Consider the following 24,416-nt stretch of genomic DNA (forward strand, 5'->3'; position numbering starts at 1 on the left):
TTGAAAGAACTACAACTTACATCTACCTTATATGTGTATGATGATTTGAATGAATTATCAGAAGAGGTACAGCAATTAATGTTAACGGCAATCGAAACTCGAAAAAAAGCCTACGCTCCTTATTCTAAATTTAGAGTAGGAGCAGCATTATTGTTAGATAATGATGAAGTTGTTGTAGGTAGTAATCAAGAGAATGCGGCGTATCCTTCTGGTTTGTGCGCTGAGCGTGTAGCTATATTTTATGCTGGCGCTAAATTTCCTGATGCTATTGTCAAAAGAATAGCTATTTCAGCTACTTCTGATACCAAGGTTACTATAGAGCCTATTCCGCCTTGTGGAGCATGCAGACAATCAATTGCAGAGTACGAAGTAAAACAAGGTGCGCCCATAGAAATCTATTTTATGGGAGAAACAGGAAAAGTGATCAAATCAAATTCCTTGAAAGATCTATTGCCATTAATTTTTGATGGTTCTGCATTGTAATTCTACAACAATCTAAATTTCTTTGTTAAAAAAGCACTACAAAACCCTGTTTTAGTTTTTCATCTTTTAACTAAAATAGTACTTTTGTATTCCACAATTTTGAAAACTAAAGTTTCCAAGAAATAAGTCCTGTTTTGTGATTTGAAAATCTTAACTTTAGCCATTCAAAGTTGAAAATTTATTCAGTACAAAGAAATTTAAAATAACACATGAAAAAAGTAACCAAGGAAGTCTACCTAAAATGGTATGAGGACATGCTTTTCTGGAGAAAGTTTGAAGACAAACTTGCTGCAGTTTATATTCAACAAAAAGTTAGAGGTTTTCTTCATTTGTACAACGGTCAGGAGGCTGTGTTAGCCGGAACGTTGCACGCAATTGATCCTTCTAAAGATAAATTGATTACTGCATATCGTAATCACGTTCAGCCAATTGGTATGGGAGTAGATCCTAAACGAGTTATGGCAGAACTTTATGGTAAAGCAACCGGTACTTCTCAAGGTCTTGGAGGTTCTATGCATATTTTCTCAAAAGAGCATAATTTCTACGGAGGTCATGGTATTGTAGGTGGTCAAATTCCTTTAGGTGCGGGTCTTGCATTTGCAGACAAGTATTTTGAAACAGGAGGTGTTACTTTGTGTTATATGGGAGATGGTGCTGTACGTCAAGGTTCGTTACATGAAACCTTTAACATGGCTATGAACTGGAAATTACCTGTAATCTTTATTTGTGAAAATAACGGTTATGCCATGGGTACTTCAGTAGAAAGAACAGCAAACCACACCGATATCTGGAAATTAGGATTAGGGTACGAAATGCCTTGTGGTCCAGTTGATGGTATGAATCCTATTAAAGTGGCAGAAGCAATCAGTGAAGCAGTGGAAAGAGCTAGAGCTGGTGAGGGACCAACTTTCTTAGAGGTTAAAACATACCGTTATAGAGGTCATTCTATGTCAGATGCACAACACTACAGAACAAAGGAAGAAGTAGAAGAATACAAAAAAATTGATCCTATCACGCAAGTTTTAGATGTGATCAAAGAAAATGAATACGCTAGCGAAGAGGAAATCAAAGCAATTGATAAGCGCGTAAAAGATTTGGTTAAAGAATGCGAGAAATTTGCAGAAGAATCTCCGTTCCCAGATAAGAACGTTATGTATGACGTTGTTTACGAACAAGAAGATTATCCTTTTTTACCTCATAAACTATAATAAGAAATGGCAGAAATTGTAAATATGCCTCGTTTGAGCGATACCATGGAAGAAGGTACCGTTGCAAAATGGCTAAAACAAGTAGGAGATAAAGTAGAAGAAGGCGATATTCTAGCCGAAATAGAAACCGATAAAGCAACCATGGAATTTGAATCTTTCAACGAAGGGGTTCTTTTACATATTGGTGTTCAAGAAGGTGATTCTGCTCCGGTAGATACACTTTTAGCTATTATAGGTGAAGAAGGTGAGGATATTTCTTCTATAGTGAATGGTGGAAGTGCACCTGCACCAGAAGCAAAAGAAGAAGCTCCTGCTGAAGAAAAAAAAGCAGAAGAAGTTTCTGGAGAAAGTGGTTCTGAAATGCCTGAAGGTGTTCAAGTAGTAACCATGCCTCGCTTAAGTGATACAATGACCGAAGGTACTGTAGCTACTTGGTTGAAGAAAGAAGGAGATAAAGTGGAAGAAGGAGATATCTTAGCTGAGATTGAAACAGACAAAGCTACTATGGAATTTGAATCTTTCTACGAAGGAATTCTACTGCATGTAGGTATTGAAGAAGGAGGTTCTGCTCCTGTAGATTCTCTTTTAGCTATCATCGGTCCTGAAGGAACTGATATAGAAGCTGCAATTGCTGCTGCAAAAGGTGGTGCTACTTCTGCTCCAAAGAAAGAAGCAAAAACTGAAAAAGCAGATGCTCCTAAAGAAGAATCAGCTCCTGCTGCTGAAACTACTACTACAGATGGAGGTAAGATTTTTGCATCTCCATTAGCTAAGAAAATGGCTGCTGATAAAGGAATAGATCTTTCAACGGTTAAAGGTTCTGGAGATAATGGTAGAATTATCAAGAGAGATATAGAAAATTATAAAGCGCCAGCTGCAACTCCTGCCGCTGCTGCTCCAAAAGCTGAAGCTGCTGCTCCTGCTGCTGCAAGTACACCGGCTGCTATGCCATTTGTTCCTGCAGGTGAAGAGCGTGTAGAAGAAGTGAAAAATTCTCAAATGAGAAAAACAATAGCGAAGCGTTTAGGTGAATCTAAATTTACTGCGCCTCACTATTATTTAACTGTTGAGTTAGATATGGAGCAAGCAATTGCTTCTAGAGCTCAAATTAACAGTTTGCCAGATACCAAAGTTTCTTTCAACGATATGGTTGTTAAAGCTTGTGCTATGGCACTTAAAAAACATCCTCAAGTAAATACTTCTTGGAAAGGAGATGTTACTCAGTTCAATCAACACGTTCATGTTGGTGTTGCAGTAGCTGTTGAAGATGGTTTGGTGGTTCCTGTTCTTAAATTTACTAACGAAATGAGCCTGACTCAAATTGGAGGTAAAGTAAAAGAATTGGCTGGTAAAGCAAGAAACAAAAAATTGACTCCTGCAGAAATGGATGGTAGTACTTTTACAGTTTCTAATTTAGGAATGTTTGGTATTGAAGAATTTACTTCTATCATCAATCAGCCAAACTCTGCAATTCTTTCCGTAGGTGCAATTGTTGAAAAACCAGTTGTTAAAAACGGTGAGATTGTAGTTGGTAAAACAATGAAAGTAACTTTAGCTTGTGACCACAGAACAATTGATGGTGCTACAGGAGCTCAGTTCCTACAAACGTTAAAAGCGTATGTAGAGAATCCTGTAACTATGCTTGCTTAAGATTTACAGATATTATACAACAAAAAGCATCCAATTTATTGGATGCTTTTTTTATATTTAGGAAAATTAAATTGAATGATTAGAAAAATTGTATTTGCGGTTATAGCAACCGCTTCTTTGACTTTATCTGCACAGACATCAAAGAAAACTGTAGAAAAACATATGAGCTTTCTTGCTTCAGATGATTTACAAGGAAGAAAAGTGGGTACAGAAGGTATAGCGAAAGCTGCTGATTATATAACCCAGTATTTCAAGAAAAATAATGTAAAGCCTTATTTTGAAACCTATAAGGATACGTTGTCCAATATTACAGAGCTTGGGTACAATGTAGTGGGAGTAGTTCCTGGAACGGACCCTGAATTAAAAAAGGAGTTCATTATTATCGGAGCGCATTACGATCATATTGGTCTAATAAAACCCGAAAATGGAGACGAAATAGCCAATGGAGCTAATGACAATGCATCTGGGACGTCTTCGGTTTTGGAATTCGCTAAATATTTTGGGAAACATCATACCAATAAGAGAAGTTTGTTGTTCGTATTATTCTCTGCTGAAGAAGCTGGGCTATTAGGTTCAAAACATTTGGCTGGTAAATTGAAAGAAGAGAATTTCAATCTTTATTGTATGGTGAATTTTGAGATGGTGGGTGTTCCAATGACTACGGATTATTTAAGCTATCTTACAGGTTACAATGAAAGCAATATGGCTGCTACTTTAAATTCATTTTCTAATAAAAAAGTGGTTGGTTTTTTGGAAACTGCAAAGAAATTTCAGCTTTTCAAAAGATCTGATAATTATCCATTTTATGAGGAATTTAATGTTCCTGCACAAACGGTTTGTACATTTGATTTCACCAATTTTGAGTATTATCACAAAGTAGATGATGAGCTTAGCGAAATGGATTTTGATCATATGACAAATTTCATCAATACATTTATTCCTGTATTAGAAAAGTTAGCTAATACGCAGGATGATGTTGTAAAAATGAATTAGAATGAAAAATGTTGTAATTACCGGAACCAGTCGAGGAATTGGATTTGAGATGGTAAAACTTTTTGCTGATGCAGGTTATCAAGTATTGGCATTATCTAGAAATACAGCTTCCGTAGAAGCCTTGGGTTATTCAAATGTTCATTCGTTTACTTTTGATTTATCAAAAGATGAAAGCTTTGATACGCTAAGCGAGTTTGTTGCTTCAACTTGGGATTCAAAAGTGGATGTGTTAATAAATAATGCTGGGGCTATTGTAAATAAACCTTTTAAAGACATTTCACAGGACGAGTTTTTAAAAGTTTATCAAGTGAATGTTTTTGGTGTAGCTAAAACAATTCAAACGTTGTTACCATTCATGAATACCAATTCTCATGTGGTTTCAGTAAGCTCGATGGGCGGAATTCAAGGAAGTATGAAGTTTCTTGGTTTAGCGGCATATAGTTCTAGTAAAGGAGCTATTATTACGCTTTCAGAATTATTAGCAGAAGAATACAAAGATAATGGTCCTTCTTTTAATGTACTAGCGTTAGGTGCTGTTCAAACAGAAATGTTACAAGAGGCCTTTCCAGGATACAAAGCACCTATTCTTCCTGAGGAAATGGCATCATATATAAAAGAGTTTGCTCTTACCGGAGCTAAATTTTACAATGGAAAAGTATTGGAAGTTTCTAGTACAACCCCTTGATAAATGAATAATGTTTTAGAAAAATACATACCGGAAAAGTCTGTTCATGCTTGTTTGGAGTTGATTAAACTCACCAATGCGCATATCAAAGTGGTAAGCGAACGTGCAACAAGGCATGGAGACTACAGAAGACTTCCAACCGGGCAACATTTAATAACAATTAATGCTAGTTTAAATAAGTATAAGTTTTTGATTACGCTTATTCATGAACTGGCACATTTGGTAGCTTTTACCAAGTATGGTAGGCGAATAAAACCGCACGGGAAGGAGTGGAAACACACATTTTCAGAAATGATGACACCATTCATTCATCCGGCTATTTTTCCAAAAAGGTTACTTCCTTTATTATTAAATCATTTTAGAAATCCAACCGCCAGCAGCGATACTGATGCTAAATTATCGTTAGCTTTAAAAGAATACGACAAAAAGACGGATAAAAATTATATATTTGAAGTGCCTCACGGTAGTATTTTCAGGATTTATAATGGAAAGATTTTTAAAAAAGGAAATAAACGTGTAAAACGTTATGAATGCCTTGAGGTCTCTACGGGTAGAGTTTACCTTTTTCAGCCCAATGCTGAAGTAGAATTATTACACTAACTATATCATTATAACAGTCAAACAACAAAATTAGTTATGAATAAGAATTATTATGCAATTTTAATGGCCGGTGGAGTAGGTTCAAGGTTTTGGCCAGTGAGTACCAACTCTTTTCCTAAGCAGTTTCATGATATGCTTGGAACTGGAGAAACATTAATTCAAAAAACGTTTAATAGACTTGGAAAGTTGATTCCAAAAGAAAATATTTTTATTCTAACCAATGAAAAATACAATGATCTTGTTTTTGAACAGTTGCCAGGAGTAACCCAGAGACAAGTTTTGCTAGAGCCAGCAATGCGTAACACAGCACCTTGTATTTTGTATGCATCTTTAAAGATTCAAAAAGAAAACCCAGATGCTGTTATGATTGTAGCGCCTAGTGATCACTGGATTGAAGATGAAACTACTTTTATAGACAATGTTCAGCAGTGTTTTGATGCTTGTGAACAGAACGATATGTTGACAACTTTGGGAATCAAACCAACATTTCCAAATACAGGATACGGTTATATCAAATTTGAAAAAGAATCTGAGGGAGATATTAAAAAGGTAGCTCAGTTTACTGAAAAGCCAGATTATGATACTGCAAAACAGTTTTTAGCTACTGGAAGTTATCTTTGGAATGCGGGTATTTTTATCTGGAGTGCAAAGAGTATTACAAAGGCATTTGCTCAATATCAAGAGAAAATGACTGCTCTATTTTCAGATGGAATTTCGTCTTATAATACGGATGATGAAATTCCTTTTATCAATGAAAATTATGGTGAAGCTGAAAATATTTCTATTGACTACGCTATTTTGGAAAAAGCTCCCAACGTACATGTTTTGCCGGTTTCTTTTGATTGGAATGATCTTGGTACTTGGGGTTCTTTATATTCAAAATTAGATAAAGATGAAAACCAAAATGCTGTAGTAAATGCAGATACTTATACAGTAGATGCTAATAATAATATCATCCGAACTGAAGGCAAAAAAGTTGTAGTAGTAGATGGTATTAGCGATTATATAATTGTTGATAGAGATGATGTGTTATTGATTTATCCAAAATCTAAAGAACAAGATATCAAGAAAATTAGATCTGCTGTTCAGGATAAATTTGGTGATGATTTAGTATAAGATCATAAATAATTATAAAAAAAGAAAAGGATGCCTAAAGCATCCTTTTCTTTTTTTATGTCAATTAGAGTTTCTTGTTAATTTCTTTCTTCAATATACATCTGACGCACTTTTTTGAAAAGATCGGAAGAATAAACAAAATCGGTTACGGCTTCATTGTCCGTTTTAAAAATTTCTTTGTTACTTCCTTCCCATTCTTTTAATCCTTTTCTTAAGAATACGATTTTCTCTCCAATTTCCATCACAGAGTTCATGTCGTGGGTGTTGATGACGGTTGTAATTTCAAATTCTTTAGTAATTTCATTTACTAAATTGTCAATCACAATTGCAGTTTTAGGATCCAATCCAGAGTTTGGTTCATCGCAAAACAGGTATTTAGGGCGGTTAACTATGGCTCTTGCAATAGCAACACGCTTTTGCATACCTCCAGAAATTTCAGCTGGAAATCTTTTGTGTGCATTTACTAGATTTACGCGTTTTAAAACCATATCAGCTCTGTCTTGACGTTCGCTTTTAGACATTTTGGTAAACATTCTTAATGGAAACATCACGTTTTCTTCAACAGTCATAGAATCGAATAATGCACTTCCTTGAAATACCATTCCTATTTTCTGGCGAAGACCTACTCTTTCATCAATATCCATTTCAGAATAGGGTTTTCCAGAATATGAGATTGTGCCGTCATCTGGTGTGTGTAATCCTAAGAGAGATTTTAAGAATACCGTTTTTCCTGAACCACTTTGTCCAATAATTAAGTTAGTTTTTCCACTTTCGAAAGTAGTGGTAATTCCTTTCAACACTTGAGTGTCTCCGAAAGATTTTCTTAAGTTATCAACTTCTATCATTATCCTAAAAGCAATTGAGTGGTTAAATAGTTAACGAGTATAATGGCGATACTTGTCCATACGAAAGCGGTAGTACTTGCTTTTCCAACTTCCAATGCACCACCTCTCATAAAATAACCATGATAAGAAGGGATTGTAGCTAGGATAAATGCAAAAAGTATCGTTTTTATAAATGCATAGGTAACATGGAAAGGTATGAATTCATCTTGTAGACCAAAAATAAAGTCTGCACTGTTGCTATAACCTCCATAGACAGAAGCAGCCCATCCACCAACAATTCCAAGGAACATGCTGGTTGCAACCACAAACGGATATAACATTAAGGCAATGATTTTAGGTAAGACTAAATAATTAATAGAGTTCACGCCCATAACTTCCAGTGCATCAATTTGTTCTGTTACGCGCATAGTACCGATACTCGAGGTAATGTAAGATCCCATCTTACCAGCCATAATAATGGAGGTAAATGTTGGTGCAAATTCTAAAATAACAGATTGTCTGGTTGCAAACCCAACTAAATATTTTGGGATTAACGGGTTGTCTATGTTTAATGCGGTTTGAATGGCTACTACACCACCCACAAAAAATGAGATAAAAATTACAATTCCCATAGAATTATAAATCAGATCTTCTATTTCTTTAAAGATCAAATCTTTAAGTATTGACCACTTTGTGGGTCTTCGGAATACATTTTTAATCATTAAAAAGTATCCTCCTATCGCGGTTAAATATGTCATGTTCTAAAATTACAGCTACTAAAGTAAAAAAAAATCACAGCATTCTAATTTTAACCTTGATTTAAAGTTTTACCTTCTTCAAACCTTTATTTTTGTTAAAAATATAGTAGCATGTATAAAAGATTTTTGGCGCTTGTAATAGCGTCTTTTTCAGGGAGTATAATGCTGGCACAGAACAGCAACCCTTATAAGCAACCAAAACTTGTTGTTGGTATTGTAGTAGATCAAATGCGATATGACTACATTCCTAGATATTGGAACAAATATTCAGATGGTGGTTTTAAACGATTGGTTACAGATGGATTTAATTGTAAAAACAATCATTTTAATTATATGCCAACCAAAACAGGGCCTGGGCATGCTTCAGTTTATACAGGTACAACTCCTAAATTTCATGGGATTATAGCGAATGATTGGTATGATAAAGAATTAAAAATGTTGGTCTATTGTGCGCAAGATGATAGCATTCAACCTGTAGGTACAGATGATCCAGGTTGTAGAATGTCTCCAAATAGATTGCATACATCAACAGTAACTGATGAGCTAAAATTGGCAACTCAGAAAAGAGGGAAAGTTATTGGAATATCGTTAAAAGACAGAGGTTCTATTCTTCCGGCTGGTCATATGGCAGATGCTGCGTATTGGTTTCAAGGTGGTGACGAAGGTGCTTGGGTAACTAGTACGTATTATATGAATGAATTGCCGAGTTGGGTACAAAAGTTCAATAAGTCAAATGCAGCGAAATCATACAAAAAAACTTGGAACACCATGCTTCCTATAAAACAATATGTAGAAAGCGGTAGTGATAATAATACTTTTGAGGGGAGGTTTAAAGGTGAAGAAGCGCCAGTTTTTCCTCATGAATTGAAAAAAATCTGGAAAGATAACGGTGGGTATAGTTTATTGAAAGCAACGCCTTACGGAAATAGTTTAACAGCAGAGTTTGCTATGGAAGCTATTAAGCAAGAGGATTTAGGTAAAGATGATGTTACAGATTTTCTTGCCGTAAGTTTTTCTTCAACAGATTATGTTGGCCATAAATTTGGAACCAATTCCATAGAAGTAGAAGATACCTATCTTCGATTAGATGCCGATCTTGAAAAATTATTAAAATATTTAGACCAGCAAGTAGGAGAAGGTAATTATACTGTATTTTTAACAGCTGACCATGGTGCAGTTCCTACACCGTCTTATTTACATGATGTTCATGTTCCCGGTGGCTATGCCAATACTTCAGGATTGGCATTGGAAATTCAGCAATATTTGAAAGACAAGTACCATTCAGAGAATTTGATAGAGAATGTTTCCAATGATCAAATATTCTTCAATATGGATGAATTGAAAAAACTTGATATTGAGGTGGAAGATCTTGAAGAAGATTTAGCAGCAAGAATTCTGGAAAGTCCAGAGGTTTTTGAAACCTACACAGCAACGGAAATGAAAGAGAATAATTATACAGATAAAATTGCTTCACTAATCCAAAAAGGATTCAATGCTAAAGAATCAGGAAACGTAATTGTAATCACCAAACCAGGATATATTGGTGGTAATGGTTCTTTAGGAACCGGAACTACACATGGTTCTCCATTTATCTATGATACGCATGTGCCTCTGCTTTTTTATGGGTTTGGTGTCAATAAAGGAAGTACTGTGAAAAGAACAGAAATTACAGATGTGGCTCCAACTATTTCAGCTTTGTTAGGTATTGCTTTTCCTAGCGGTACCATAGGAAATCCAATTCCTGAAGTATTAGATTAATTTATTTTCCAAGGAGTTTTTTCAGAATTCCTTTGTAACGATATTTTCTTATAAAAGCGCCTTCTTGTGGAGTAACCATAAAAGGCGTTTTTTCTTTTTTAGAAGTAAAATATCCTTTTAAGTTGTTGATGAAAACAGTCTTTTTTTTCTGTTGAAGAGCCATTTTAGCAGAAGCTATACAAGTTAAAGGTAATTTATAACGCATTTTATACATCGCAATTCCTTGTAACAACTTAGCTTTTGAAGTGTAAATTTTTCCTGTTGGGCGCAAATGTTTTACATGAAGATCTTTTATAGTTTCTACATCAAAACCATGGAACTTGGCTAGCAGCTCATCTACGGTATCCCAACCAATGGATTTCTTTAAACCACCAATTTTTTCAAAACACAATTTGCTATATGATTTTATTGGTCCGCGAACATGATCTTTGTGCGCAATATTTTCATAAATCCATTTATTATCTTGTGCTTTTATAAAGCATAAACCACTACACATACCAAGATTTGGATTGTTTTTATAGCTTTGAGATAGTTTTTCCAAATAATCTTCAGGAAATATAATATCAGCATCAAACTTGCAAATAATATCAAAATCAGCAATGGAAACTTCAGATAAACCTCTGTAAAAAGTATCTATCACCTTTGCTCCGGGAATGTGTTCACTTTCACCTTCTTTTTGAATAACCTGAATAAAATCGAATTGCTTTTCGTAAGTTTTTAAAATACTCAAAGTGGTGTCGGTAGAGCTGTCGTCTACTAAAACTAAGCGGGTAGGTTTGAGTGTTTGTCTTACTAGGGAATCTAAACAATAGGAAATGGAAGCTTCTTCGTTGTGAGCAGGAATGATGATTAAAATAGACATGAAATATTCACTACTTTTTATTCAAAATTACCTATTTCTGTTAAATTATGAATTATTTAACTATAATTTAAATTTTTTATTTCATAAAATACAGTATTTCTTATCTTTAGCGTTCATAAAACCAACGCTATGCAGAAAAACTACTCTAAATTATTAATTGTATTGCTATTACTGGTGAGCGGTTATAGCTTTTCTCAGGTAACAGTAGAAACCGATACTTACACTGTTGAAGAGTTAGTTCAGGATATTTTGATTGGAAATTCCTGTGCTAATACCTCTAATTATTCATCTTTGACCGGAACAGATTATGGAGGAGCAAGTGGAATAGGATATTTTGAAGATCCAGATGGTACTTTTGAATTCAATGAAGGAGTGGTCTTGGTTTCTGCTGGGGCGGCCAGTGCTGGTGGACCCAATGGGACTTACCCTGGGGGAAACTGGCCAGGAGATTCAGATTTAGATGCTATTGTTAGTGCAATACCAGGAAGTAGTGCTACTTCTACCAATGATGCTACTGTCATTGAGTTTGATTTTGTGCCTATGACAGGATCTATAAGTTTTGACTTCCTTTTTGCTTCTGAAGAATATGGTAGTGATAGTTTTGAATGTACTTATACAGATGTTTTTGCTTTTTTGTTAACGGATTCTGATGGTAATACAACTAATTTAGCTGTAGTTCCTGGTACAGATATTCCGGTTGCGGTTACTACGGTGCATCCTGACTCAAATACGGTATGTGGTGGAGCAAATCCAGATTATTTTGACACCTATTTTGATGCCGGAACAGGTCCGGTAAATTTTAATGGAATAACACAAGTGATGACGGCTTCTTCTGATGTTACTCCTGGGGAAACATACCATATTAAGTTGGCGGTAGCAAATGCTACGGATCATGCATTACCATCAGCAGTATTTCTTGGAGCTGGTACTTTTAGCATTGGAGGTGATTTAGGTGGCGATATGACCTTGGCAAATGAAAATCCTGTTTGTTATGGCGCTACAGCTGATTTATCTTTATTAGCGGGTGATGGGAATTCGTATCAATGGACCTTTAATGGAATGCCTATTCCTGGTGAAGTTAATTCAACATATTCTGCAACTAGTTCAGATTTTGGGGGTTATGGTTCAGGTACTTATGGAGTTTCTGCTCAAATTGGGGGTAGCGAAGGTTGTGTTATTGATGATTCTGTTGAGATTGAATTTCTTGAAAATTTGCCTACAGATCCAATACTGCCTTATGTCATTTGTGAGGATGATGTAAGTGATGGATTTACTGAATTTGACTTAACATCAAAAGAATATGAAATTACAGGAGGGGTTGATGGTTACATCTTTGAATACTACACTTCTGAAGAAGATTTAGAAAATTCGGTGAATGAAATAGCCGTTCCTGAAGCTTTTACAAATACAATTCCTTACGAGCAGGAAATTTTTGTTAGAGTTGGAGCTTATAATTGTGAATATGTTAGAACCTTTACGTTATATGTTTCCAAACCAAATATTGGAGAACCTGAACCTTTAGAGGTTTGTGATGAAGAAACTTTAAATGATGGTTTTGAAGCATTTGATTTGAATTCAACAATAGATGTTATTCTGGATGGGGCTTCGTCAGATGATTATATCGTATTATTTTTTGAAAGTGAAGAGGCAGCTATAACGTCTGATTTCAATGAATTAATATCAACTCCGGATTCATATGTTAATACTACAGCTTATGAACAAACAGTATATGCTCGCTTAGAAGATATGACTACCGGTTGTTATAACACCGTAGGTTTTGATTTGATTGTTCACGATTTACCTGAAATTCTAACGCCCACCCCTTTATACGGTTGTGATTACGCACCTACAGACGGTTATGTAGAATTCATGTTAACGGAGAAGAATGCAGAGATTGTAAACGGACAATCCAATATCAGTGTTAGCTATTTTGAAAGCGAAGCAGATTATATGAGTGGTGAGAGTCCGCTTGCTAGTGCATATACCAATATAGCCACGCCAACACAGGAACTTTTTGTAGTGTTACGTAATGTGGTAACCGGTTGTGAAAACTTCACCACCCTTCAATTAGTAGTATCCACACCACCCGTTGCTGTGGCGCCAGCGCCAATGGAATTCTGTGATCCTGACAATGACGGTTATGGTGAATTTGACATAGATGCAGTAGCTAGTGAAGTAGTTCCAGATGACGGAGACTATATTGTAACGGTTCACGAAACGCAATCAGATGCCGATACAAATGTGAATGCCTTTGAAAGCATGTATGAAAACATTTATCCAAATGATCAGACCATGTATGTACGCGTAGAAGATGCTATCACGGGCTGTTATGATGTAGTTCCTTTAGAACTGATCGTACATCCAACTCCTGTAGTAGCAGTGAACTTGCAGCCTTTAGAAATTTGTGATGATTCAGTAGCCGATGGCTTAGCAGAGTTTGATTTGAGTCTTCAAAACGAAGCAGTTTACGGCACTCAGAGTACTTCAGAGTTTAGTATTAGCTACCACGCAACCGAAGATGATGCGATAGCAGATCAAAGCCCTTTACCAACATACTATACCAACATCACCCCATTTTTACAAACCATTTACGTACGTTTAGAAACCAACGCTACGGGTTGTTACACGGTGCGAGAGTTTGATCTTATCGTACACCCAAATCCAGTGATCAATCCAGATTATGACAACGAACTAGCTTTGTGTGATGATTTTGGAGAAGATGGTGATGAAACTTTAGTATTCGATCTTACTGTAGAAAATGAAGAAGTAACCGGTGGCGTAGATGGTTATATGGTGCTATATTACGAAACCTTGGCAGATGCACAGAACAATACCAATCAGATCATTCCAGATACAGCGTATACCAATTTAGAAAACCCACAAACGATCTTTGTAAGAGTAGAAGATGCCCTTACAGGTTGTACATCGTTCACCACAGTAACCTTACGAGTGTTGAACAATCCAACGCCGCTTGCAGAGATCGAAGCACAGGAAGCCTGTGATGATGACTTGGATGGTGATGAGAACAACGGCCAAACCGTATTTAATTTAACAGTGGATGAATTGACTATTTTAAATGGTGAAACCGGCGTAACGGCAACCTATTATGAAAACTATGATGATGCTTTTGCGGGTACCAATGCGATTGACAATCCAGAGAGTTACTACAATGTAACCCCTTACAACCAAACGATCTATGTAGCCGTGACCAACAACATGACGGGTTGTTTGACTATTACAGAGTTTGAATTGATTGTTCATCCATTACCGGAAGTTACGGAAGAACCAGTATATTATTTATGTGAAGTAGACAACGATGATGTAGAAACCATTCCCTTGACCGATATGGATAGTTTTGTATTGGACGGAGGCGATGCAACCGGACTTGTGATCACCTACCACGCTACTGAAGCAGCAGCCGAGGCTGGCACAGGAGAGATCGTGGGGCCTAACATAACAGTAGAAGGTACCCGAGACATTGCTGCCCGCGTATTGGATACCATCACGGGTTGTGCACAGACACTAGCTTATACCATAGACATAGAACAAGCACCACTAGCAGAAACACCAGAGTCTTATGTACTTTGTGAAAGTTTAACGGCAGAAGGTTATTACAATAACGATGGTATAGAAGTATTTGATTTAAGCAGTTTAGAAGCAACCATTCTTGCAGGACAGGACCCTAATGGTTTTACCGTAAGCTTCTATGAAAACTATGATGATGCCTTAGCGCAGCTTAATGCTATGCCTTCTGAAGATGTAGCAGCCTATGAGAGCGGTTCAACCATTGTATACGCCGTGGTAACCAATGATGCTACCGGATGTACCAATGGAGAACCTATAGAGATAGAACTGATCGTAGAACCATTACCAGAGATCACGCTATATGAAAAGAATGAAGGGATCGTATGTATCGATGCAACGAACAACCCTGTGATCGGAATGGATCTAGGAACAGGTTACAGCTACCAGTGGAATACCGGAGCCACCACACCAACGATAGAAGTAACTCAGGGAGGCGAGTACTATGTAACGGTAACCAATACCAATACAGAGAACCAATGTAGTTACACCAGTAACACGGTGGTGTATGAAGAAGCATCGTTACCAAGTGTCACACCAACAGTGATCCAATCAGAAATTTTTAGTGGAAACAATAGTGTAGAAGTGATAGCCGAAGGAACCGGAATAGCCAGCTACACCTATCAGTTAGATGACAATACCCCACAAGACACAGGACTGTTCTTAGGCGTAATCCCCGGTGTACATACCGTAACGATAGCAGAGGAAAACGGCTGTGGAAGTTTAACCATCGAGGTAAGTGTAGTAGACTATATGAAATACTTCACTCCAAACGGCGATGGTGTCAACGACACTTGGAAGATCATCGGATTAGAAAATCAAGAGAATGCACAGATCTTCATTTTTGACAGACAAGGAAAACTGTTAAAACAGATGAGTGCTACCAGTGAAGGTTGGGACGGAACATACAATGGAAAAATACTCACTTCCAACGACTATTGGTTCAAGGTCGTGTATACCGAACCAAACACTGGCCAAGTGAAAGAATACACCGATCACTTTTCGATGAAGAAATAATAGCGATTAAGAAATCGGATAGAGATTTATATAAATAACAACAAAGCCTCCAGAATTGGAGGCTTTGTTGTTATTTACGTTCAGCATATACAATATAATATCTTGGAGTGATATATCTTAACAATGGGCGAATACCGATTTTCTTAGTAGGGTTAGTCCATTTTTTTGAATCAATAATTTTCCATCCGGTTTTTTCTAAAAGCCAATCTAGTTGCCAATCTTCAAATTCATGGTAATGTCTGTCCCATTTATCAGTTTTGCTTCTATATGCCGTAGCAAACCAAAGTCTTAATGGGATAGAAATAATTAGTTTTTTCGATCGAATGTTTTTAAGAACCGTATAAGGATTTAGTAAATGTTCTGCAATTTCCAATGCTGTAACAACATCTGAATTTGAATTTTCAATGGTGCTTCTGTCTTCATCAAGATCTTCACCACTAGTGTTTTCAACCTGATATCCTTCTTCTTTCATGATTTTAGAAAAGGGATTTTCTATACCCAAATCTAAAATAGTTTCATTTTTAGAAACATATTTGTGAAGAAAAGAAAGGGTTTCTTTGTAGCGTTTGGTGGGGTAATACTTATACATTTTTAAGAGTCAGTAAAATTTCCCACGAATATAACAATTCAAACTTTATACTTTATAAGTAACCGCATTGATATTCATACCGGCGCCTACACTCGCAAACATTATAATATCTCCTTTTTCTATATTTTGATCTTTTATTTCACCACGTTTTACCATATCTAAAAGCGTAGGGATGGTTGCAACAGAACTATTTCCTAACTTTTGGATGCACATAGGCATAATACCTTCTGGAGCTTGCATTTTGTAAAGTTTATAGAAACGTTTTATAATGGCTTCATCCATCTTTTCATTGGCTTGATGAATAAATATTTTCTTTAAATCTGAAATGTCTACGTTAGATTTGTCTAAACATGTTTTCATGGCATGAGGAACTCGTGTACAAGCAAACTCATAGATTTTTCTACCGTTCATTTTTATGTAGCGCGTATCCTGACATGAATTTTGATTGTAAGAAGCTCCAAAGCCTAAGTACTGCGCTTCGTTCTTGGAATAAGTGGCTGCTTCAAAAGAAAGAATACCATGATTGTCTTCAGTAGCTTCTAAAATTGTAGCACCAGCACCATCAGAAAATATCATGGAATCACGATCATGCTTATCAGTAACCCTTGAAAGTGTTTCTGCCCCAATAACCAAACAGCGTTTTGCCATACCACTTTGGATAAAAGCATTTGCATGAATTACTCCTTGCAGCCAGCCTGGGCATCCAAAAATGAGATCGTAAGCAACACAAGCTGGATTTTGAATTTCTAGAAAGTGCTTTACTCTTGCAGCGATACTAGGTACCATATCGCTTTGGATTGTATTGTGTTTTACATCGCCAAAATTATGGGCAACTATAATTTGATCTATGGTTTCAGGATCAATTTTAGCATCTTCTATAGCTTGTTTTGCAGCTAAAAAAGCAAGATCTGATGTGTTGTGGTTTGTATTTGCATAACGGCGTTCGCGAATTCCTGTAATAGCCTTGAATTTCTCTATGATCACATCATTTGGTTGTTCAAACTTGCTTCCATCATCATTTAAAAATTCATGTTCACTAAAGTTTTCATTCATTTGAATATTTGAGGGAATGAAAGATCCTATTCCTGAAATTTTAACATTCATGAAATTCCGATTTAAAAATTTGCTAAAGATATAATTTACGAACTTCTAAATTAGTTTTTTTTCAAAAATGATACGATGTTCAAAATCATTGCACAAAAGATTTATACAAAAAAGGCTTTTCAGTAATATTCTGAAAAGCCTTTTTATTTATAGGTTTAAAGCGTATTTTATGCCTCTACGTACTCTTCGATAGGAGCACAAGTACAGAATAAATTACGATCTCCATATGCATCATCAACTCTACGAACAGTCGGCCAGAATTTATTATCCTGAAGGTGTTCTAGAGGGAATGCAGCTTTTTCTCTTGAATAAGGAAGTACCCAATTGTCTGAAGTTAGCATTTGCAATGTGTGCGGAGCGTTTTTCATAACGTTATTTGGTTCTTCAGCCGTACACGCATCGATTTCTTGTTTGATAGCGATTAATGAATCACAAAAGGTATCCAGTTCTTCTTTGTTTTCACTTTCGGTAGGTTCTATCATAATAGTTCCTGCAACAGGGAATGATACCGTAGGCGAGTGGAAACCATAGTCCATTAAACGTTTTGCGATGTCACCAACTTCAATTCCGTTTTTCTTAAACGGACGACAATCAATAATCATTTCGTGAGCTGCTCTTCCACGTTCTCCTGTGTAAAGCGTTTGGAAATGACCTTCTAATTTATTTTTGATATAATTTGCGTTCAGTATAGCGTATTTGGTAGCATCTGTTAATCCTTCAGATCCCAACATGGTAATGTATCCGTAAGAAATTAAACAAACTAAAGAACTACCCCAAGGAGCCGAAGAAATGGCAGTAATCGCTTTTTCTCCTCCGGTTTTAATAACTGGGTTGCTTGGTAAAAATTCTGCTAAATGCGCCGCTACACAGATTGGTCCAACACCTGGTCCACCACCACCGTGAGGAATAGCAAAGGTTTTGTGTAAGTTTAAGTGACAAACGTCTGCGCCAATAGTTGCAGGGTTTGTTAAACCAACCTGAGCATTCATGTTAGCACCGTCCATATAAACTTGTCCGCCGTTATCGTGAATGATTTTTGTGATCTCTTTAATAGAAGATTCAAAAACTCCATGAGTTGAAGGATATGTTACCATTAAAGCAGAAAGACTGTCTTTGTACTTCTCAGCTTTCTCTCTTAAATCTTCAACATCTATATTCCCTTTTTCATCGGTTTTGGTAACCACTACTTTCATACCGGCCATTACCGCAGAAGCAGGGTTCGTTCCGTGAGCAGAAGCAGGAATCAAACAAATATTTCTTTCTCCATTTCCGTTCGCTTCGTGGTATGCTTTGATTACCATTAAACCAGCGTATTCTCCTTGTGCACCAGAGTTTGGTTGTAAAGATGTAGCTGCAAAACCAGTAATCACATTTAATTGTTCTTCTAATTTCTTTAAAACAATTTGATATCCTTCGGCTTGTTCAACAGGAGCAAAAGGGTGAATGTTACCCCATTCTGCCCAACTTACTGGAAGCATTTCAGAAGCAGCATTCAGCTTCATAGTACAAGATCCTAACGAAATCATAGAATGATTTAGAGAAAGATCCTTACGCTCTAATTTTTTAATGTAACGCATCAAAGCAGTTTCTGAATGGTAACTGTTGAAAACATCCAACGTTAAAAATTCAGAAGTTCTACTGTTGCTTCCTGTAATAACTTTGGCTTCTGATAAGGCTTCAACTTCTGTAAACTCTTTTCCGGCAACTTCAGCAAAAATGGCAACAATTGTATTGATGTCCATTAAAGAAACAGTTTCGTTCAGAGATATAGAAATTGTAGTATCATCTACATAATAGAAGTTTATTTCTTTCGCTTCTGCCAAAGCTTTTACTTTAGCAGCATCAGCTTCTACTAAAATCGTATCAAAATAAGAAGTGTTCTTTTGAGTAAACCCTAATTTACCTAACTCTTCAGCAACGGTTTTTGTTGCTCCGTGAACTTTGTTGGCAATATATGTTAAGCCTTTTGGTCCGTGGTATACAGCGTACATTCCGGCCATTACTGCTAACAATACCTGAGCGGTACAAATGTTTGAAGTAGCTTTATCTCTTTTAATGTGTTGTTCGCGGGTCTGTAACGCCATACGTAGCGCACGGTTACCGTCTTTGTCTTTGGTAACACCAATAATTCTACCCGGAATATTTCTTTTGAATTCTTCTCTTGTAGCAAAATAAGCAGCGTGCGGTCCACCGTATCCTAACGGAATACCAAAACGTTGTGTAGTACCTACGACCACATCAGCTCCAAATTCACCAGGAGGCGTTAACAATACCAAACTTAAAATATCGGCTGCAACAGCTACACGAATTTCATTTTCATGCGCTTTTTCAACAAAAGCAGCATAGTCATTTACTTGTCCGTATTTCCCCGGATATTGTAATAAAGCACCGTAGAATTCAGTAGAGAAATCAAAATCTTCGTGATTTCCAATAACTAACTCAATTCCTAAAGGAAGTGCTCTGGTTTGTAATAATGAAAGTGATTGTGGTAAAATTTCTTCAGAAACAAAGAATTTTACAGCATTGGCTTTTTTCTGAGCTCTGCTACGTAATGCAAAAAGCATTGTCATAGCTTCGGCAGCTGCGGTACTTTCATCTAGCAAAGAAGCATTAGCCAATTCCATTCCGGTAAGATCAGCGATCATGGTTTGGAAGTTTAACAAAGCTTCTAATCTACCTTGAGCAATCTCGGCTTGGTAAGGCGTGTAAGCTGTATACCATCCCGGATTTTCCAAAATATTTCTTTTGATAACAGAAGGAGTGATGCCTTCATGATATCCTAAACCAATATAAGATTTATAAATTTTATTTTTTAAAGCGATTTTTGAAAGATGATTCAAATATTCGTATTCGCTCATTGCAGCTGGCAAATCTAGCGGTTTCTGAAGTTTGATGTCATCTGGAATGGTTTCGTAGATAAGTTGGTCTAAGCTTTCTACACCAACTGTAGCTAACATGTTTTGTAAATCGTTTTCATCTGGGCCAATGTGGCGCAATGCAAAAGAATCTGTTCTCATTCGCTTAAATGTCTATTGAATTGTATAGTTGCGTTTTATGCGCGCAAAAGTACTGATTAAATTTTTGATTTTACTAAGAACTAAATTGAAAGTTTTGAACCATAAAATGCAGGTTGTAAACAGTTTGCTATATGTATAACAAACTGTTGATGAACTGTTTTAAAATTAAAGGTGAAGAAACTCCTTCTCAAGAGAAAAAAATATATGATACATTTGCCAGATGAAATTTTTAAAACAACTACTTCAGTTTTATGTAGACGCTAGTTTGCATGTGGCGTTATCCGTTGCGTGCTTAATGGCACTTACGTTTTATAAGTTTCATATTCCGTTTGATCTTAACTTGTGTTTGGTAGGGTTTTGTGCTACCATTTTTAGTTATAACTTCATGAAATTTGGAACCAAAGCAAAATCTTATTTTAGAGTTTCTGGGTTTTATATGAAATTAATTCAGTTTATAAGTTTTGTATCTTTTGCGGTAATGAGTTTTTTGGTGCTTCAGCTTGATTGGAAGGTTTGGCTGGTATTAGCATTAACTGGAGTTTTAACGGTTTTGTATTCACTTCCTTTTTTGCCAAATCAACAAAGTTTCCGAAGTTTAAGCGGACTGAAGGTTTATTTTGTAGCCTTGTGCTGGGCACTAACTACGGTTATTATTCCTGTTGTTGATGATAACAGAGAAATTGATAGTGCTGTTTGGCTAGAGTTTTTTCAAAGATTTTTCTTGGTATTGGCACTATTGATTCCTTTTGATATAAGAGATTTGAAGGACGATAATATAAGTCTTGGGACTATTCCTCAACAAGTTGGAGTGAAAAATGCGAAATATGTGGGATATGGATTTACGGCAATTTTCATAGCGTTCGGTTTATTGTTTTTTGAGGAGAAACCAAATCACATCATTGCCGACGTTGTTTTGACCTTTCTGCTATTGGTTTTTATTTTCTTTGCAGATACAAAAAGATCAAAATATTATGCAGGATTTTGGGTAGAAAGTTTGCCTATAGTTTGGCTACTGATTTATCTTGAGTTATGATGATTTTTTCATTTCAGATTCTATGATTTTCTGAAGTTCTTTTTTCTTTTTAGAACACATACATTTTACATCTGACTTTTGAATCAACGCTGAAAGTTTAGAGTTTTTTTGGTTGTATTCCCTACAGGATTTACACAGAGCCAAGTGCATTTTCAATTTTAGCTTATCTATAAATCCAGCTTCTTCATATTGGCTTTGGTCACAGATATAACACGATTTTTGACAAACGGATAAGAAATTATTCTTCATAAACTTAAATTTAAAACCAATTTTTCTGGAGGCAGTCGGCTAAAGCAGTTCGAGCGCGGTGAATAATCACCCAAAGGTTAGACGGAGTCATATTCAATTCATTACAAATAGTATCGGTATCCAATCCTTCTATAGTTTTCATTTTAAAAACCTGCGCTTGCTTTTTTGGTAGTTTTGCAAGGCATGATTGAATAGCCAATCCTAATTCCTCATTTTCCAGAAGATCTTCAGCATTTTTTGTATCATCCTCGGCTCTCACTTCTATCCAATCTTTTGAATCTTCATCAGGATCGCCAAGTTGCATATGTACTTCTGCTTTTCCTTTGTTTGAATTGATTTTTCGATAGTGATCAATAATTTTTCGTTTCAGAATAGCAAAAAGCCAAGTGCGCTCTGCAGCTTCTCCTTTAAAATTGGGAGCAGCTTTTAATGCCGCCAAAAAAGTATCTTGTACAATATCTTCAGCAACTTCCTCGTCGCTTACCCTAGCAATGGTATAATTGTAAAGGTAATCGGCATGGTTTGCTATCCAACCTTCTGGATGTAATTTGTGTGGCGGCATTAAAAGCTTTTTATCAAAAATAGAATTATTTCTATGAATATGAAGACTTAAATTGATTCGCTTTTGCATTTAATTTCGCTTTGCGTTTTCCTCTAAAGAAAAAGTATAAGTTTAAGAACAGCATAATGCCTAAATAAATAGAGAACCCGCCTATTTTTCTGCTTAATTCTTCAATCAGATTTTGATAGGTGTTGTCATACAATCGCATTTCTAGAATGATAAAGGCAAAACCTAAATTTAATAGGTAGAATCCGGTTTTAAAGAGGGTGTTGGTAGCATTTGCAATTTCTTCTCTTCCATGAAAAATGTCGTTCATATACACCACGCTATTTTTAAAAAGAGTGCGCGATACATAATACGTAAGTACAAGCGCAATGGGCAAATAAATTGCGTAGCCGATGATGATTTTTGTAGTTTCCATAATGAATAATTTTACTGTTTTGATTTAATAAATTTGATGATTGAAATGATGTTGATATAATGCAGAACTCCTATGATGAATAGAATTGTTGCAGTTTTAGTGCACACCATTTCTATAAGTTCTTGTGAGTTTGTAATGGTTGTCCAGCTAATTAATGTGGTGGCGCAATACCCAAGATTTAGTAGATAATAACCAACCAACAATGTGGTGTTGATTTTTTTTGAAAGCTCTCGGTCATCTGGAAGTAAGTTGGCCACAAAAGTGTTACCGTTGGTATAGCAAATAATACCTACCTTGATAACTGTTGCTGTGGTTACTATAAAATAAATGAAATATGCCAGAATATTATAGTTCATAATACTAGAGTTGCAAGTGCGCTGTCGATGGTTGGATATAGAAATTGAAAGTTATTTTCTAGTAAAGTTTCCGGATACACATTTCTACTTTTTAAAACAAGTTCCGGTTCAGTTCTTATGATTTTAGCTCCTATGGTTAATAAGCTTTCGGGAGTTGGAAGAGATACAATTGGCTTTATATTTCTAGCTAAACTTTTCATAAACTCTTGATTTGGGACGGTCTTGGGAGCTGTCACATTGATAACTCCTGTTATTTTTTGCTGTATGATGAAATGAATGCTTCTGGCAAAATCTAGTTCATGAATCCAACTCATTAATTGTTTTCCATTGCCTTGTTTTCCTCCAAAACCAAATTTTGATAATCGCTTTAACGGGATAAAAGCACCTCCTTTTTTACCTAGTACAATGCTGGTTCGTATAGCTGTTTTTAGAGTGTTTGGAGTTTTAGTAGCAAAGAATTTTTCTTCCCATTTTTTGGCTACTGTCATAGAAAAGTCGTTCCCAATATCTCCATTCCGTTCAGTCATTTTTTTGGTATTCGAATCAATATAAATGGTCGCCGTAGAAGAATTGATGAAATGCTTTGGCGGCTGTTTGCATTCTAAAATGGCTTTGTTAAGAATGTAAGTACTGTCTAATCTAGATTGTAAAATTTCTTTTTTGTTGGCTTGTGTGTATCTGCAATTCACAGATTTCCCTGTAAGATTGATTAACACGGCAGCATTCTCCAATTCATGCTGCCATAATCCAAGTGTTTTTGCATTCCAATGAATGTGTTTAATGCCATTTTTAAGCTGTGTTTTACCTCGGGTAAGTATCACTACGTCATACAAATCTTTGAAATAGGTGAGGAGTATGTTTCCTAAAAATCCGGTGCCACTAGCAATAATTAGTTTTTCTTTCATGATTGAATGTTTTAAAGTTTCAGAAAAAAATGAAACTTTTGATTAAAAAAATAGACTACGTGAGTAATCTTTTTAATAATTTAGATAACCAGTTGTCATTATATTCAGTAATTTTTTCAATAGCATTGTCTGCTTTCGAAACAAAATTATACAATGCGCATGTTTGTGTTTTAAAGTGTTTTTCTTTTTCGGTAGCGTTGGCATCAATAGCAGAAACTTCTTTTAAAACTTTTAATGCGGGCTTGATTTCTCTTTTGGTACGCTCGCGAGAAATTTTAATAGCCAATTCATCTAAATCTTTTTCGGCATAGAAAAACTCTTTGCGTTCACCTTGCTTAAAATCTTTGTAAACAATTCCCCAATCAATTAAGGAGCGGAGATTCATACTGGCATTTCCTCTTGAAATTTTCAGTTCATCCATAATTTCTTCCATAGAAACAGATTCAGGAGAAATCATTAAAAACGCATGGATTTGCGCCATGGTTTTATTAATGCCCCATTGAGAACCTAATGCTCCCCAGCTCTGAATGAATTTATTTTTTGCTTGTGAAAATTCCATAGTTCAAATGTAGAATAAGTTTTTAAACTTTCAAAAAATATTGAAAGTTTATTTCAGAAGAAAACCGCTCCTAAATTCTAGAAGC

The 24,416-nt window shown here is 36.0% G+C and carries 21 protein-coding genes; 10 read left to right on the plus strand and 11 right to left on the minus strand.

Features of this window, described 5'->3' with window-relative positions; translation table 11 throughout:
• From cdd to BM383_RS03175, 7 genes are all read left to right on the plus strand, one after another.
• The gene (gene cdd / locus BM383_RS03145; RefSeq protein WP_093022870.1) at positions 1 to 483 is read left to right on the plus strand and encodes a cytidine deaminase; all 483 of its coding nucleotides are present in this window, start codon (positions 1 to 3) and stop codon (positions 481 to 483) included.
• A gap of 209 nt (positions 484 to 692) precedes the next feature.
• On the plus strand, positions 693 to 1,691 hold the full coding sequence (gene pdhA / locus BM383_RS03150; RefSeq protein WP_093022872.1) for a pyruvate dehydrogenase (acetyl-transferring) E1 component subunit alpha: 999 nt from the start codon (positions 693 to 695) through the stop codon (positions 1,689 to 1,691).
• Positions 1,692 to 1,697: 6 nt separating this feature from the next.
• A complete protein-coding gene (locus tag BM383_RS03155; RefSeq protein WP_093022874.1) occupies positions 1,698 to 3,341 on the plus strand; it encodes a pyruvate dehydrogenase complex dihydrolipoamide acetyltransferase in 1,644 nt (547 codons plus the stop codon).
• Between the two features lie 75 nt (positions 3,342 to 3,416).
• Positions 3,417 to 4,334: a M28 family metallopeptidase gene (locus BM383_RS03160; protein WP_093022876.1), complete on the plus strand. Its 918-nt coding sequence runs from the start codon at positions 3,417 to 3,419 to the stop codon at positions 4,332 to 4,334.
• Position 4,335: 1 nt separating this feature from the next.
• Entirely contained in the window at positions 4,336 to 5,019 is a 684-nt protein-coding gene (locus BM383_RS03165; protein ID WP_093022879.1) for an SDR family NAD(P)-dependent oxidoreductase, read from the plus strand.
• A gap of 3 nt (positions 5,020 to 5,022) precedes the next feature.
• The gene (locus BM383_RS03170; RefSeq protein WP_093022881.1) at positions 5,023 to 5,619 is read left to right on the plus strand and encodes a SprT-like domain-containing protein; all 597 of its coding nucleotides are present in this window, start codon (positions 5,023 to 5,025) and stop codon (positions 5,617 to 5,619) included.
• A 36-nt stretch (positions 5,620 to 5,655) separates the two neighbouring features.
• On the plus strand, positions 5,656 to 6,735 hold the full coding sequence (locus BM383_RS03175) for a mannose-1-phosphate guanylyltransferase (protein WP_093022883.1): 1,080 nt from the start codon (positions 5,656 to 5,658) through the stop codon (positions 6,733 to 6,735).
• Positions 6,736 to 6,812: 77 nt separating this feature from the next.
• Here the strand turns inward: BM383_RS03175 and BM383_RS03180 are convergent, their stop codons facing one another.
• Both BM383_RS03180 and BM383_RS03185 read right to left on the minus strand, forming a co-directional pair.
• Positions 6,813 to 7,580 (minus strand): ABC transporter ATP-binding protein, encoded by a 768-nt coding sequence (locus BM383_RS03180; protein ID WP_093022885.1) that lies wholly within the window; start codon positions 7,578 to 7,580, stop codon positions 6,813 to 6,815.
• Positions 7,580 to 8,317: an MlaE family ABC transporter permease gene (locus BM383_RS03185; protein ID WP_093022887.1), complete on the minus strand. Its 738-nt coding sequence runs from the start codon at positions 8,315 to 8,317 to the stop codon at positions 7,580 to 7,582. Before BM383_RS03185 ends, BM383_RS03180 begins: the two co-directional genes overlap by 1 nt.
• A gap of 111 nt (positions 8,318 to 8,428) precedes the next feature.
• On the opposite strand from BM383_RS03185, the gene pafA reads away from it, so the two are divergent.
• Positions 8,429 to 10,075 (plus strand): alkaline phosphatase PafA, encoded by a 1,647-nt coding sequence (pafA, locus tag BM383_RS03190; RefSeq protein WP_093022889.1) that lies wholly within the window; start codon positions 8,429 to 8,431, stop codon positions 10,073 to 10,075.
• 1 nt (position 10,076) lies between these two features.
• On the opposite strand, the gene BM383_RS03195 is transcribed toward pafA, so the two are convergent.
• Positions 10,077 to 10,937 carry a glycosyltransferase family 2 protein gene (locus BM383_RS03195; RefSeq protein ID WP_093022891.1) on the minus strand — a complete coding sequence of 287 codons (861 nt, stop codon included), beginning with the start codon at positions 10,935 to 10,937 and terminating at the stop codon, positions 10,077 to 10,079.
• A 129-nt stretch (positions 10,938 to 11,066) separates the two neighbouring features.
• Between BM383_RS03195 and BM383_RS03200 the strand changes: the two genes are divergently transcribed.
• Positions 11,067 to 15,536: a T9SS type B sorting domain-containing protein gene (locus BM383_RS03200; RefSeq protein ID WP_093022893.1), complete on the plus strand. Its 4,470-nt coding sequence runs from the start codon at positions 11,067 to 11,069 to the stop codon at positions 15,534 to 15,536.
• Positions 15,537 to 15,606: 70 nt separating this feature from the next.
• Here BM383_RS03200 and BM383_RS03205 read toward each other — a convergent pair whose 3' ends face one another.
• The 3 genes from BM383_RS03205 to gcvP form a co-directional block, all read right to left on the minus strand.
• Complete coding sequence (locus BM383_RS03205) at positions 15,607 to 16,125, minus strand: class I SAM-dependent methyltransferase (protein ID WP_093022895.1); 519 nt, start codon at positions 16,123 to 16,125, stop codon at positions 15,607 to 15,609.
• Positions 16,126 to 16,170: 45 nt separating this feature from the next.
• Positions 16,171 to 17,229 carry a 3-oxoacyl-ACP synthase III family protein gene (locus BM383_RS03210; RefSeq protein ID WP_093022897.1) on the minus strand — a complete coding sequence of 353 codons (1,059 nt, stop codon included), beginning with the start codon at positions 17,227 to 17,229 and terminating at the stop codon, positions 16,171 to 16,173.
• 167 nt (positions 17,230 to 17,396) lie between these two features.
• A complete protein-coding gene (gene gcvP, locus BM383_RS03215) occupies positions 17,397 to 20,246 on the minus strand; it encodes an aminomethyl-transferring glycine dehydrogenase (protein WP_093022899.1) in 2,850 nt (949 codons plus the stop codon).
• A 220-nt stretch (positions 20,247 to 20,466) separates the two neighbouring features.
• On the opposite strand from gcvP, the gene BM383_RS03220 reads away from it, so the two are divergent.
• Entirely contained in the window at positions 20,467 to 21,279 is an 813-nt protein-coding gene (locus BM383_RS03220; protein WP_093022901.1) for a UbiA prenyltransferase family protein, read from the plus strand.
• Positions 21,280 to 21,538: 259 nt separating this feature from the next.
• Here BM383_RS03220 and BM383_RS03230 read toward each other — a convergent pair whose 3' ends face one another.
• From BM383_RS03230 to BM383_RS03250, 5 genes are read right to left on the minus strand one after another with little or no spacing between them, the layout of a single operon-like run.
• A complete protein-coding gene (locus BM383_RS03230) occupies positions 21,539 to 22,090 on the minus strand; it encodes a sigma-70 family RNA polymerase sigma factor (RefSeq protein ID WP_093023442.1) in 552 nt (183 codons plus the stop codon).
• Positions 22,091 to 22,121: 31 nt separating this feature from the next.
• A complete protein-coding gene (locus tag BM383_RS03235; RefSeq protein ID WP_093022905.1) occupies positions 22,122 to 22,511 on the minus strand; it encodes a hypothetical protein in 390 nt (129 codons plus the stop codon).
• A gap of 11 nt (positions 22,512 to 22,522) precedes the next feature.
• On the minus strand, positions 22,523 to 22,867 hold the full coding sequence (locus BM383_RS03240; protein WP_093022907.1) for a hypothetical protein: 345 nt from the start codon (positions 22,865 to 22,867) through the stop codon (positions 22,523 to 22,525).
• On the minus strand, positions 22,864 to 23,772 hold the full coding sequence (locus BM383_RS03245; RefSeq protein WP_093022909.1) for a TIGR01777 family oxidoreductase: 909 nt from the start codon (positions 23,770 to 23,772) through the stop codon (positions 22,864 to 22,866). The genes BM383_RS03240 and BM383_RS03245 overlap by 4 nt, the downstream gene beginning before the upstream one ends.
• A 55-nt stretch (positions 23,773 to 23,827) precedes the next feature.
• Positions 23,828 to 24,331, minus strand: a complete 504-nt coding sequence (locus BM383_RS03250; protein ID WP_093022911.1) for a GbsR/MarR family transcriptional regulator — start codon at positions 24,329 to 24,331, stop codon at positions 23,828 to 23,830.
• Positions 24,332 to 24,416 lie beyond the last annotated feature (85 nt).

This window comes from Pustulibacterium marinum, assembly GCF_900116665.1.
GTDB classification, from domain to species: domain Bacteria; phylum Bacteroidota; class Bacteroidia; order Flavobacteriales; family Flavobacteriaceae; genus Pustulibacterium; species Pustulibacterium marinum.